At 66.7% G+C, this 12,329-nt stretch carries 12 protein-coding genes; 6 read left to right on the plus strand and 6 right to left on the minus strand.

Features of this window, described 5'->3' with window-relative positions:
- The first annotated feature begins 118 nt into the window (after nt 1–118).
- The 4 genes from waaF to A3CW_RS0124725 all read left to right on the plus strand — a co-directional run bounded on the left by waaF (nt 119) and on the right by A3CW_RS0124725 (nt 3,649).
- Entirely contained in the window at nt 119–1,144 is a 1,026-nt protein-coding gene (gene waaF, locus A3CW_RS0124710; RefSeq protein WP_028205951.1) for a lipopolysaccharide heptosyltransferase II, read from the plus strand.
- Between the two features lie 311 nt (nt 1,145–1,455).
- Nucleotides 1,456–1,902, plus strand: a complete 447-nt coding sequence (locus A3CW_RS0124715; RefSeq protein ID WP_028205952.1) for a nuclear transport factor 2 family protein — start codon at nt 1,456–1,458, stop codon at nt 1,900–1,902.
- Between the two features lie 27 nt (nt 1,903–1,929).
- On the plus strand, nt 1,930–3,018 hold the full coding sequence (locus A3CW_RS0124720) for a YheT family hydrolase (protein ID WP_028205953.1): 1,089 nt from the start codon (nt 1,930–1,932) through the stop codon (nt 3,016–3,018).
- Nucleotides 3,011–3,649, plus strand: a complete 639-nt coding sequence (locus A3CW_RS0124725; RefSeq protein WP_028205954.1) for a DUF2946 family protein — start codon at nt 3,011–3,013, stop codon at nt 3,647–3,649. Before A3CW_RS0124720 ends, A3CW_RS0124725 begins: the two co-directional genes overlap by 8 nt.
- 8 nt (nt 3,650–3,657) lie before the next feature.
- Here the strand turns inward: A3CW_RS0124725 and A3CW_RS0124730 are convergent, their stop codons facing one another.
- The gene (locus tag A3CW_RS0124730) at nt 3,658–5,463 is read right to left on the minus strand and encodes a M48 family metalloprotease (RefSeq protein WP_028205955.1); all 1,806 of its coding nucleotides are present in this window, start codon (nt 5,461–5,463) and stop codon (nt 3,658–3,660) included.
- A gap of 182 nt (nt 5,464–5,645) precedes the next feature.
- Here A3CW_RS0124730 and moaC point away from each other — a divergent pair, with 182 nt between their 5' ends.
- The gene (moaC, locus tag A3CW_RS0124735; protein ID WP_028205956.1) at nt 5,646–6,125 is read left to right on the plus strand and encodes a cyclic pyranopterin monophosphate synthase MoaC; all 480 of its coding nucleotides are present in this window, start codon (nt 5,646–5,648) and stop codon (nt 6,123–6,125) included.
- Nucleotides 6,126–6,129: 4 nt separating this feature from the next.
- A complete protein-coding gene (locus tag A3CW_RS0124740) occupies nt 6,130–6,480 on the plus strand; it encodes a nucleotide pyrophosphohydrolase (RefSeq protein ID WP_028205957.1) in 351 nt (116 codons plus the stop codon).
- A gap of 71 nt (nt 6,481–6,551) precedes the next feature.
- On the opposite strand, the gene A3CW_RS0124745 is transcribed toward A3CW_RS0124740, so the two are convergent.
- The 5 genes from A3CW_RS0124745 to sucC all read right to left on the minus strand — a co-directional run bounded on the left by A3CW_RS0124745 (nt 6,552) and on the right by sucC (nt 12,325).
- Nucleotides 6,552–8,393 (minus strand): PglL family O-oligosaccharyltransferase, encoded by a 1,842-nt coding sequence (locus tag A3CW_RS0124745; protein ID WP_028205958.1) that lies wholly within the window; start codon nt 8,391–8,393, stop codon nt 6,552–6,554.
- A gap of 144 nt (nt 8,394–8,537) precedes the next feature.
- Nucleotides 8,538–9,149 (minus strand): pilin, encoded by a 612-nt coding sequence (locus A3CW_RS0124750; protein ID WP_035513850.1) that lies wholly within the window; start codon nt 9,147–9,149, stop codon nt 8,538–8,540.
- A 126-nt stretch (nt 9,150–9,275) separates the two neighbouring features.
- Complete coding sequence (locus A3CW_RS0124755) at nt 9,276–9,998, minus strand: TerC family protein (RefSeq protein WP_028205960.1); 723 nt, start codon at nt 9,996–9,998, stop codon at nt 9,276–9,278.
- Nucleotides 9,999–10,185: 187 nt separating this feature from the next.
- Entirely contained in the window at nt 10,186–11,067 is an 882-nt protein-coding gene (gene sucD, locus A3CW_RS0124760; protein ID WP_028205961.1) for a succinate--CoA ligase subunit alpha, read from the minus strand.
- A gap of 91 nt (nt 11,068–11,158) precedes the next feature.
- Entirely contained in the window at nt 11,159–12,325 is a 1,167-nt protein-coding gene (gene sucC / locus A3CW_RS0124765) for an ADP-forming succinate--CoA ligase subunit beta (protein ID WP_028205962.1), read from the minus strand.
- Between the last annotated feature and the right edge of the window lie 4 nt (nt 12,326–12,329).

The following is a 12,329-nucleotide window of genomic DNA, read 5'->3' on the forward strand; positions in this document are numbered from 1 at the left end:
GTCGTTTTCCCAACCGTGTTTCGCGCGCGGCCCGATACGCCCCCAAGCCGGCCCCGAGCCGGTCCCAGGCGGGTACGCCGCACGTGCAACCTTTACCCTCTCCGGACCCTGACTCCCGATGCGTCGCGCGCTGGTAATCGCACCGAACTGGATCGGTGACGCACTCATGGCGCAGCCGCTTTTTTCGCGGCTCGTGAAACTGCACCCGCGCATTCAGATCGATGCGCTCGCGCCAACCTGGGTTGCGCCCGTACTCGAGCGCATGCCCGAGATCCGCGACGTCTACGCCACCGACCTCGGCCACGGCAAGCTGCAGCTGCTGCGCCGCTGGCAACTGGCGGGCGATTTGCGCGCCGAGCGCTATGACGCCGCCTACGTGCTGCCTAATTCGCTCAAGTCCGCGCTGATCCCGTGGCTCGCCAATATCGGGCTGCGCATCGGCTACACGGGCGAGAACCGCTACGGCCTCTTGAACGTGCGCCATGCGAATCCGCCGAAGGACGAGCGAGCGCCAATGGTCGGGCACTACGCCGCGCTCGCCTACGCGCCCGGCGCGAGCGTGCCCGACGACCTGCCGATGCCGCGCCTCGAGTCGGACCCGAACGAGGCATCGCGCGTGTCGGCGCGCTTCAATCTCGATACGCGCGTGCCGCTGCTCGTGTTCTGCCCCGGCGCCGAGTACGGCCCGGCCAAGCGCTGGCCGCCCGAGCATTTCGCGGCGCTCGCGAAGATGGTGGGCCAGTCGTTCCCGTACACGCAGATCGTCGCGCTCGGCTCGCCGAAGGACGCCCCGCTCGCCCAGGCCATTGCCGATCGCGCGCCGAACGTGCGCAACCTGTGCGGGCAGACCGCGCTCGGCGAGGCATGCGCGCTGATCTCGCGCGCGAACGCCGTGGTGACCAACGATTCGGGCCTGATGCACGTGGCCGCCGCGCTGCGCCGCCCGCTCGTGGCGCTGTACGGTTCGACGGATCCGCGCCACACGCCGCCCTTGTCCGAGCTTGCAAAGGTACAATGGCTGCATCTCGAATGCAGTCCCTGCTTTGCGCGCGAGTGTCCGCTCGGGCATCTGAACTGCCTGCGCGAACTGAGCCCGGAGCAGGTTTTCGGCGATCTGCGCGGCATGCTGCTCGGGCAGCGATAAGCATCAGGCATCGCCAGCAGAGTTGGGCGGCTATGTACCGCCCGCCACGCTGAAAACATCGCGCACACAAATGGATGTGCGCCACGCAACGGACGCCACGCGCGTTGCGCGCGCCCAATAGAGGCATCGAGGCGCGGGAGGGACCAAAGCGCCGCATCGGAGCACGTCACAGGCCTGTCTCGCGAAAGCGGCATGCTCGCGGCAAACGCGCGGCACGCAGCGACAGCCGCGCAGCGACGCAACCGATCAATCGCCAACCCGCGCCCAGGTAGACGCCGAATGCAACACCGAGCGCACAAGACCAACGAGCCATGCCACGTTTTGCCCACATCTTCGAAGCCGCCGCGGACACCCTCAACGCGTACTACCAGGCCGTCGCGGAAGTCAACATCGACAGCTTGATGGGTCTGTGGATCGATGAAGAATTCGTGAGCTGCATCACGGCGGAAGGCGCGCATCTGCACGGCCTGTCGAGCATCCGCGCGGGCCTCGCCGCGCAGCTCGAAGCGGCGCCGGTGTCGATCGAGCCGCTCGACATCCGCGTGTACGACAGCCTAGGCACCGTGGTCTACGCGATCGTGGAAGCGCACCGCCCGGTCGATCCCAGCGCGATTCCCACCATGGTCTTCACGACCTACGTGATGGTTCACGAGCGCGGCGAGTGGCGCATTGCGCACATTCACGCGAGCCGCATGCCCGACGACGCAGCTACCCAGTTCTCGGCCAAATTGCGCCACGGCCAGGGCGCGCTGCACTGACATAAGGGCGCAAAGCAGGGGGCAGTGATGAGTACGACCGACGACACCAGCAGGCCCGGCGAGGCAGCCCGCGTCGCGGCCGCGCTCGATGCCCAGACTGCCCTGCTCGGCCCCCACTACGACAACGACTACCGCGCGCCGTTCTGGCTGCCCGGTGCGCACATCCAGACCATCGTGCCGGCGCTGTTCTCGCGCCTGCCCGCGCCCGCCTACCGGCGCGAGCGTTGGGACACGCCAGATGGCGACTTTATCGAAGTGGACTGGCTGGACGGCAAGCAAGCCGGTGCGGGTTCACGCAACGCCCCCAACGTACGTAACGCCCCGCTGTTCGTCCTGTTCCACGGCCTGGAAGGCGGCTCGAGTTCCCACTACGCGCGCGCGCTCGCTGCCGCCGCGCAGGCGCGCGGCTGGCACGCGGCGATCCCCCACTTTCGCAGCTGCAGCGGTCCGCTGAACCTGCTGCCGCGCTTCTACCATCTCGCCGATTCCGCCGAAGTCGACTGGGTGCTACGCCGCTTCGCCGCCCGCCACGCAGGGCCGCTCGTCGTCGCGGGCGTGTCGCTCGGCGGCAACGTGCTGCTGCACTGGCTCGCACAGCGTCGCGAGGACGCCGCGATCGTCGCAGCCGCCGCCGCGATCTCCACGCCGCTCGATGTGCATGCCGGCAGCGAGATGCTGACGCAGGGCTTCGGCATGATCTACACGCGCAGCTTCCTGAGGACGCTGAAAGTGAAGGCGCTTCAGAAACTCGAGCAGTACCCGGGCTTGTTCGACGCGCAAGCCGTGCTCGCCAGCCGCACGATGTACGAATTCGACAACGTCGTGACCGCGCCGCTGCACGGTTTTCGCGACGCCCATGACTACTACACCCAGGCGACGATCCGCCCGAAGCTCGGCGAAATCGCCGTTCCCACGCTCATTCTGAACGCGCGCAACGATCCGTTCCTGCCGGGCCGCGCACTGCCCGCGCGCCACGAAGTGAGCGCCGCCGTCGAGCTCGATCAGCCCGCGCACGGCGGCCACGTCGGCTTCATGACGGGGCCGTTCCCCGGCCGCAGCGACTGGCTCGCGCAGCGCGTGTTCACCTATCTCTCGCCTTTCGTCTCTCATGGATGACATCGTCAAACAGGCGCTCGCGCGCTGGCCCAACGTCCCGCATTGCACGGGCTGGCTGCTGCTCGACGCACGCGGCAACTGGCGCATGCGCGACGAGGCCGCCCAGGCGCAGAACGCACCCGGCACGGCGATCCGCCACGAAGCGCTGCTCGGCTTCATCAACCGCAATTACGAGCGCGACGAACAAGGCCAGTGGTACTTCCAGAACGGGCCGCAGCGCGTGTACGTCGAGCTCGAATACACGCCGTGGATCGTCCGTCTCGCCGCGGGTCATGACGGCGGCGATGACGCGTTGACGCTCACCGATCAGGGCGGTCAGGCGTTCGAGCCCCTGGCCGCCTACCTCGACGAAGCGGGCAGCGTGATTTTCGCCGATGCAAGCACGCCACCGCGCGCGGCGCTGCTGCACGACCACGACCTCGACCTCTTCACGGACCACGCCACGCTCGCGGACGACGCCGAGAGCGGCACGTTCCACTGGCGCGCTGGCGCCGCGCTACCGCTGCAGCCGATCAAGCGCGCCGACGTGAGCGCGCGCTTTGCCTTCGTGACGAGCCCGGCGCGCGCCGAGCGCGAGGCGCAGGCCGCGCAGCACGGCGCGAGCGGCACGCCGCCTGCATCCGCAGACTGAGCGCCGGCTCAGCCGCGGCCCTCGTCCTTCTCGTCCTGGCGCTCCTGCTTGTAGCGCGCCTCGAAATCGTGCAGGCGCGCTTCGATGGTCGACAGATCATAGTAGCCCACCGATTTCATGTCGCGCGCCTCCTTGAGCTGGCGGATGGCCGACGGCCAGGCGCCATCGAGCGCGAGCTTCTCCGCCATCGCCCGATGCTGGGTGAGCGCGTCGCCGAGTCCGGCGCTCGCCTGCGCCAGATAGAGCCACCATGCGTCCTGCTGCGGTTCGGCCTCGGTTTCGCTGCGCGCGAGCGTCTGCGCCTCCTTGAAGCGCCGCGCCGCGATCAGCGCCTGCAGCAGCGCATCGGTGGCCGCGTGGGAGTCTGGCCACGCCTTGTGCGCGGCCAGGGCCAGCCGCACCGCGTCGTCGGTGCGGCCTGCGCGGCGCGCGATGTCCACGGCGAGCACGTCTAGACTCGGCGAGTTGCGTGTCTTGCTGCCATCCGCGGCCTCGAACCGCGCGAACGCCGCGCGCGAGTTCGCGAGCGACGCCGTGGCGTCGTCATAGCGCTCCAACAGCATTTGCGCGTAGGCAATGCCATACCAGTTCGCGGCGACGTTGAGCGCCGTGCGGTCCTCGAGCTCCGAGCGCAAGCGCGAAACCTCGTCGATGTACTCATTACGCGTGCGGTCCTGAAGCACACGCACACGTGCGCGCACGAAACCGTACTCGGGCGCCTGGCGCGGCTGACGGTATGCGGCGCGGCGCGCGCGGTCCTGCATGTCGGCGATGCGCTCGCCGGTGAGCGGGTGCGTGCGCGCGTAGGCAGGCACGCCTGTGTCTTCCATCGAATCGCGCTCGAGCCGCTCGAAAAACGCCACCATGCCCCACGGGTCGTAGCCCGCGCCCGTGAGCAGCTGGAAGCCCACTCGATCAGCCTCGTGCTCCGCGGCGCGCGAGAAACGCAACTGGCTGTCCACGGCATACGCCTGGCTGCCGAGCGCAATTCCGGCGCCGAGATCGCCGCTGTGCGCGAGCACGCCCGCGAGAATGCCGAACAGCACGCCGGCCAGCGCGGCAAGACCCGTGCGCTCGCTCTGCGAAAGCATGCGTGCGATGTGCCGCTGCAATACGTGGCCCATTTCGTGACCGAGCACGGAGGCGAGTTCGGATTCCGTTTGCGTGACGACGATGAGCCCCGAGTTCACGCCGATGAAGCCGCCCGGCAGCGAGAACGCGTTGATCTGGCCATCGCGGATCGCGAACAGATCGAAGTCGGGCCGATACCCGCCGATGAACTGCGCGCTAGCGGCCGCGGCGAGGCGCGCGGCGACCGAATTGAGGTAGTCGCGCACGAGCCAGTCGCCGATATAGTCGGGGTCGCGGCGAATCTCGCGCATCACGCGCTCGCCGATACGGCGCTCGGCCTGCGGCGTGAGTGCGCCGCCCGAGCCGTCGCCGAGGTCGGGCAGTTGCGGCACCCAGGCGGGGGCGCGCACGCTGGTATTGCCGCTCGAAGACGAGGAAGCTGCGCCGGCCTGGCCCGGGGTCGCAAAGCGGTTCTGCGCACCGCCGTAAGTGCCGAACACGCCCTGCGCGATCGAGGCGGGGACGACGGGGTCCGCCGCGTCGTCGAACGGGCCGCTCACGAGTGCGGGCGCCGCATTGGCCGCATTCGGTGCGGGCCGGGAGGGGACCGGGACGGGCTGCACGGCTGTCGGCGGGGCCGCGCCGAGATTGAGCACGGCGGCATTCGACGCCTGCGCGTACGCTTGCGGCGAAACCGCGAGCGACGCGCACAACCATGCAGCAAGCAGCCGTTTCAGACGCATTGATGACAGGATCGGGGAATGCGGAACACTGGCGCGGCGGCGCGCCCGGGGCGGACCGCCTGCGCGCTTGCGCCAACCGATCGATTGTAGCCCGCCTTACAACTCTTGCGGCGCGGCAAGACGCGTAGAAAGAGCGGCGTGCCGCACTGTTAAGATAGGTACCCCTCAAGGAAGAACCCACCATGCCTGAACTCACGCATTTTGACGCCGCCGGCGACGCTCATATGGTCGATGTCGGCGGCAAGGCAGAGACGAAGCGCATCGCGCTCGCGAGCGGCACGATCCGCATGTTGCCGGAAACCTTCGCGCTGATCCGCGACGGCCAGGCGAAAAAGGGTGACGTGATCGGCGTTGCGCGCATCGCCGCGATCCAGGGGGCGAAGCGCACCTCGGACCTGATTCCGCTGTGCCATCCGCTCGCGATCACGCGCGTGAAGGTGGACTTCGCGCTCGACGAAACGCTGCCCGGGGTTCACTGCACGGCGCAGGTGGAAACGCTCGGCCGCACGGGCGTGGAGATGGAAGCGCTGACCGCCGTGCAGGTCGGACTGCTGACCGTCTACGACATGTGCAAGGCCGTGGACCGCGGCATGACGATCACCGATGTGCGCGTGCTGGAAAAGCACGGCGGGAAGTCGGGGGATTGGGTCGCGGAGCGCTGACGCCATGACGCTCGACGAACTGCTCGCGCAGGTTCTGGCCTTCCGCGACGAGCGCGACTGGAAACAGTTTCACACGTTGCGCAACCTGATCGTCTCCACGAGCATCGAGGCCGGCGAGCTGCTGGAAACGGTCCAGTGGAAAACCGATGCGCAGATCGACGCACAGCTCGCCGATCCCGCGCAGCTCACGCATCTCAAGCACGAATGCGCGGATGTCTTCATCTACCTCTTGCTGGCCGCGCATACCGCCGGCATCGATCTGGTCGAGGCGGCAGCGGAAAAGCTCAAGCTGAACGCGCAGCGCTACCCCGTGGAGAAGGCGAAAGGCAGCGCCGCGAAATACTCCGAGCTTTGATTGCCGCAGCGGCAGCGCAGAACGCGGCGGCGAGCTGACGCGCCCGCCGCTTCACGCACGAGCGGTGAGGCTCAATCGTCCGAATCGTCCTCGTCGTCCTGTTCGACCGACTTCGCCGGCGTCCCGTATTTCTTGACGAGTTGCGCCTTGAAGTCTGCGAGCGTGGGCTGCTCGTCGAGCAGGCCGTAGAGCGAAGCGAGTTGCGTCTGCCAGTCGTGCAGCTCCGAGGCAAAAATGCGCAGCCGCTCCACCGTATCGAATGCACCCGCCGTGTCGCCGTCCAGCGCCTGCAAGACCGCGTAGCGGCGCAGCACCGTCTCGCCGGGCAGCAGCGCGATGGCGCGCTGGTGCGCGTAAAGCTTGCTCGGCAGGCTCGCGGCGCTCATCGGCAACAGCGTGGCCATGCCGTAGTCGCCCCACGCGCCGAACAGGCGCGAAGGATCGTCGCCGTAGTCGCGCGCCGGGTGCTGTCCGTAATACAGCACCTCGGCGCGGTTGTAGTCGCGCAGCACCGGGTACAGCGCCGCGACGCCGCCGAACACGACCACCGCATACACGCCGAGCGAGACGCGCGACGGCACGGCACGCAGCGGCTTTGTCTCCAGCAGACCGAACACGAACATCGCCGGCAGCAGGAAGAACATGTACTGCTGCGGATACTCGACGAGTGCATGCATGACGAGCACGCCGATCAGCATGAAGCCAAACACGCGCTCGGCGGTGTGCGGCGCGCGCAGCCCGCGCACGAACCACGCGACGAGCCCGATCACGACGATGGCAAGACCGACGAGGCCGGTCTTCGCGAGCAGATCGAGGAAGATATCGTGCGCGTTGTTGGCGATCTCGACGCCGCCAAGCGAGCGCACCAGCTCGAACTGATGCATCGGGAAGTCGCCCCAGCCGACGCCGAGCACCGGATGCGACTTGAACATCGTCCAGCCGTAGCGCCACAGCGCGAGGCGCGGCGCAATCTGGCTGGCGTCCTTCATGCGCTCGGCGGCCGACTGCGCAAGGTCGAGGCCATAGTGGACGTTGGCCCAGCGCACGAATGCGTTCATGCCGAAAAAGATCAGCACGAGCACGACCGGGATGGTCCAGGCACGCACGCCGCCGGCCTTGCGGCCCGAGCCCGCCGCCGATGCGAAGCCTTGCGCGAGCGCACCGCGTCCCTCGTCTGCTTCGGTGCGGCAGCCCGCGAGCGCGATCCACAGACCCGCGACGAAAATCACGCCCATCTGCAGCCACGGCCCGCGCGACACCGTGAGCGCGAGACCGCCCGAATAGATCGCGGTCAGCACGCCCCAGAGCAGGATGTTCAGACGCCGCGTGAGCACGAGGTACATCGCGCCCGCCATCGCGAAGGCGATATAGGTGGCCAGGTGATTGGCCTGCGCCATGTTGCCGAACGGCCGGCGATCGACGGTAATGTTGTACGCCACCACGAGTGGCGTGACCTTCGTCTCCAGGTGAAAGAGCTGGATCACCTGGGTGAACACGGCGAAGAGGCCGCCGAACTGCAGCGCGAACGCCCCCCACACGAGTGCGGACTGCATGAGGCGCGCGCGCGTGATGGTGTAGCCCGCGTGCGTCGCCACGAAGGCGGCGAGCAGATAACCCGCGCCGAGCCAGTTCATCGAAGGCTCCGCGAGCGGCAGTGCGAAGGTCTGCACGATCAGCAGCAGACCGAAGAAAAACGGCACGAGCGCGACCGTGGGCGATGCGAAGCCCTCGCCCGTGCGCGCCGGACGAATGAGCAGCAACGTCGCGGCGCCCATCAGCACATAAAGTGTCAGTGCAACGAATTCCGCGTAGAAAGTCGGAATCGGATAGGTGTGGTTGACGACCGCATAAGGCAGCGTCAACGCGAGGGCCAGCAAGACGAACGTAAGGTAACGCGCAAAATTGGAAGGCATGGTTGGGCGGGGGCGTTCAGCAACGGGGCACTATACAAAACTTTTCCCCCGCTGTGCGGGTGCGGCCGGTTGAGTCGCATCGGCGTGCGTTGCGCGCATGCGCTCGAAAGCGCTCATCGTTGCCCCCGCACCTGCGCGCAAACCTTATGCGCGGCAATCCGGCGGCGCGAGATTGCCCGCCAGCGTTGCGGCGTCCACCGGCGCGGGGCCCACGCCGGGCGCGCCAAGCGACGAAGCCGCCTTGCCCGCTGCGAAGCACTCCCACGTGAGTGTCCCGCCCTGCACGCTGCCCTGCGCGAGCGCGACGCGCGCGGTGGGCGCATCGGCATTGTCGGGCACCGAGGGCACGAGCACGATGGTGTTGCTGCCCTCGGGCGCCACGCGCGAGGTGAAAGCAACCGTGATCTGACCGGTGGTGTTGTCGATATGCAGCGACTGCACGTTGCGCGTGGCCGGTGGCACGGTGTAGCCCGCGCCGAACGCGTTGCCGCTCGCCGCGTTCTCCGCCACGGCAAGGCGTGCGGAAGACGCGAGCGAAAGGCCCTCGCCCACGCGGCTGCGGGCGAGGTAATCCTGGTACGCGGGAATGGCGTAAGCGGCGATCACACCGACGATCGCGAGCACGATCATTAGTTCGATCAGCGTGAAGCCACGCGCGGTCCAGCGCGCGGCAATGCTGGCGAGGCGCGAGAGTCTGGCAAAACACGCGCAGCCGTTGCGCGGCGGCGGGCTCATGGGAAGGGCGGATACGGTCATCGTCAGGGCTCCTGAAACAAGAAACGCCTGCTCACAGTCGTGAACAGGCGTCTTGATCGTATCGGCGGCCCGCTTTGCGCAGCAGTCGGCCAGATGGCCCAGGCGCAATGGCACAGCCATGCGCGCTCAGTGCGCCTGCGGCCCCTGCGCCGCGCTGCGCCGCGCGTTGCGGCGCCTGAGCCAGGACCCGAGCGCGACGACGAACACTGCCCCCGCCACGCACATGCCATATTCGGCCGCAGGCGTGTCGAGCAGCGGCCAGCGGTCGCCGGCGGGATCGTTGATGATGAGCCCGCCCGCGATCCAGCCGAGCAGCGCTGCGCCGAGCGTCACGATCACCGGGTAGCGGTCGAGCAGCTTGAGCACGAGCTGGCTGCCCCACACGATAAGCGGAATGCTCACCATCAGCCCGAAGATCACGAGCGCGATGCGATGACGCGGATCGGCCGATTCGGCTGCGCCCGCAATCGCGACGACGTTGTCGAGGCTCATCACCGCGTCAGCGACGACGATCGTCTTGATCGCGCCCATCAGCTTGTCGGCAGGCTTCACGTTGGCGTGCTCGAGATGGCTGGGCGCGAGCAACCGAACGCCGATCCACAGCAGCAGCAGGCCACCTGTGAACTTGAGGAACGGCACGTTGAGCAGCACCACGGCGAACGCGATCAGCACCACGCGCAGCGCGATCGCGCCTGCGGTGCCCCACAGAATGCCGCGCATGCGCTGCTGCGAAGGCAGGTCGCGGCAGGCGAGCGCGATCACCACGGCGTTGTCGCCGCCGAGCAGGATGTCGATGACGATGATCTGGAAGACAGCGCCCCAATGGAGCGTCGCGAAAAACTCGAGCATGGAGACGAAGACTCAGCCGTGACTCAGGATGGGCGGCTCATACGGCGAGCCAAATAAAAAAGCGAGGAGGCCATGACTGGCTCCCTCGCTTTTGTTCGGAAACCTCGTGAAAGGATTCCGCAAGCATATCAAAAAACGCCGGCCGCCCGCGCATGCATGATGCACGAGCGGCGGCGCATTTCGAAATTTACAGCATCGCCTTCAGCAGACGGCCCATTTCCGACGGGTTGCGCGTCACCTTGATGCCGCACGCGTCCATGATTTCCAGCTTCGCGTCGGCCGTATCCGCACCGCCCGAGATCAGCGCGCCGGCGTGGCCCATGCGCTTGCCCGGAGGCGCCGTGACGCCCGCGATGAAGCCGACGACCGGCTTCTTCATGTTGCCCTTGATCCACTCGGCCGCGTTCGCTTCGTCCGGACCGCCGATTTCGCCGATCATGATCACGGCGTCCGTATCCGGATCGTCGTTGAACATCTTCATGACGTCGATGTGCTTCAGACCGTTGATCGGGTCGCCGCCGATACCGACTGCCGACGACTGGCCGAGGCCGATCGCGGTCAGCTGGGCAACCGCTTCATACGTCAGCGTGCCCGAACGCGACACGACGCCGATGCGGCCCTTGCGGTGGATGTGACCCGGCATGATGCCGATCTTCAGCTCGTCCGGCGTGATCGTGCCGGGGCAGTTCGGGCCGAGGAGCAGCGTCTTGCGGCCTTCGCGGCGCATACGGTCCTTGACTTCGATCATGTCGCGGACGGGAATGCCTTCCGTGATACAGATCGCGAGATCGAGGTCGGCCTCGACGGCTTCCCAGATCGCAGCAGCAGCGCCTGCCGGCGGCACGTAGATGACCGAAACGGTCGCGCCAGTGGCGTCCTTCGCTTCACGCACGTTCGCGTAGATAGGAATGCCTTCGAAATCTTCGCCGGCCTTCTTCGGGTTCACGCCAGCGACGAACGCTTCACGGCCGTTCGCGTACTCACGGCAAGCGCGGGTGTGGAACTGACCGGTCTTGCCGGTAATGCCCTGCGTGATGACCTTGGTGTCTTTGTTGATCAGAATCGACATGTATTGACCTCTGTTCGTCTGGCGTCATGTAGCCCTGCCACTTTCATTACAGTGGCCGCGCCGGCACCACGCCATTCGTGTCCGGTGAAAATTACTTGCCTTCGGCAGCCGCGACAACCTTCTGCGCGGCTTCTTCCATGCTGTCTGCCGAGATGATCGGCAGGCCCGATTCGGCCAGCATCTTCTTGCCGAGGTCCTCGTTCGTGCCCTTCATGCGCACGACGAGCGGCACCTTCAGGTTCACAGCCTTCGAACCGGCGATCACGCCTTCTGCGATCACGTCGCAGCGCATGATGCCGCCGAAGATGTTCACGAGGATCGCCTTCAGGTCCGGGTTCTTGAGCATGAGCTTGAACGCTTCGGTGACCTTCTCGGTCGTGGCGCCACCGCCTACGTCGAGGAAGTTGGCCGGCTCGCCGCCGAACAGCTTGATGGTGTCCATCGTGGCCATCGCGAGGCCTGCGCCGTTCACGAGACAGCCGATGTTGCCGTCGAGCGAGATGTACGCGAGGTCGAACTTCGAGGCTTCGATTTCAGCGGGATCTTCTTCGTCCAGGTCGCGGTAAGCGACGATTTCCGGATGACGGGCCAGCGCGTTGGAGTCGAAGTTGAACTTCGCGTCGAGCGCGATAACCTTGCCGTCGCCGGAGACGTTCAGCGGGTTGATTTCAGCCAGCGATGCGTCGGTTTCCCAGAATGCCTTGTACAGGCCTTGCAGGATGGCGCGGGCTTGCGGAATCGAAGCGGCCGGCACGCCGATCTTCGCGGCGAGGTCGTCGGCCTGGGCGTCGAGCAGACCCGTCGACGGCTCGACGATGACCTTGTGGATCAGTTCCGGGTGCGTTTCGGCGACTTCTTCGATGTCCATGCCGCCTTCGCTCGAACCCATCAGAACGATCTTTTGCGACACGCGATCAACGACGAGGCTGACATACAGTTCCTGCTTGATGTCGGCGCCTTCTTCGATCAGCAGACGATTGACCTTCTGGCCTTCCGGACCGGTCTGGTGCGTGACGAGCTGCATGCCGAGGATCTGGTTCGCGTATTCGCGGACTTGCTCGATCGTCTTGGCGACCTTCACGCCACCGCCCTTGCCGCGGCCGCCAGCGTGGATCTGCGCCTTGACGACCCAAACCGGACCGCCCAGCTCTTGAGCGGCCTTGACCGCGTCATCCACCGAAAACACCGGGATGCCGCGCGGGACCGCGACTCCGAATTTCCGCAGGATTTCCTTACCCTGGTACTCGTGAATCTTCATGCGT

The sequence above is a fragment of the Paraburkholderia nodosa DSM 21604 genome (assembly GCF_000519185.1).
GTDB lineage: Bacteria > Pseudomonadota > Gammaproteobacteria > Burkholderiales > Burkholderiaceae > Paraburkholderia > Paraburkholderia nodosa.